At 71.4% G+C, this 476-nt stretch carries 1 pseudogene; it reads left to right on the top strand.

From position 1 onward, the window contains the following. Positions 1-97: 97 nt before the first annotated feature. A pseudogene (locus MFF64_RS36620) lies at positions 98-476 on the top strand (IS256 family transposase); the annotation flags it as partial.

The following is a 476-nucleotide window of genomic DNA, read 5'->3' as shown; positions in this document are numbered from 1 at the left end:
GAGCTATGCGGGAGAATGGGTGACGCGGTTTGGATGAAGGCGGCGTATCGAGGCGGGTGTCGAGCCTGCCAGAACCTCTCGTTGAGAGCGATACGCCATGGACAGCCCTACCAACATCGTGCGGCTTCGTCAGCCTGAGGAGATCGACGATCCCCTGACCGAGGTGCTGCGGGCTGGCGCCCGCCGCCTGCTCGCCCAGGCGGTCGAGCTCGAGGCCGAGGCCTTCCTCACCGCCATGCAGGATCTGCGGCTGCCGGACGGCCGCGCCCGCCTGGTCCGCCACGGGCATGGCCCCGAGCGGGCGATCCAGACCGGCATCGGCCCGGTGCCGGTGGCACGGGTCCGCATCCGGGATCGCGGCGCGACCAGCCCCGAGGAGCGGATCCGGTTCTCCTCGGCCCTGCTGCCGCGCTGGGCGCGCCGCAGCCGCAGCCTGGATGCGTTGCTGCCGGTCCTGTACCTGCGCGGGATCTCGA

This window comes from Methylobacterium frigidaeris, from assembly GCF_022179185.1.
In the GTDB taxonomy this organism is placed as follows: domain Bacteria; phylum Pseudomonadota; class Alphaproteobacteria; order Rhizobiales; family Beijerinckiaceae; genus Methylobacterium; species Methylobacterium frigidaeris.
This window is presented reverse-complemented; position numbering and strand designations above follow the sequence as displayed.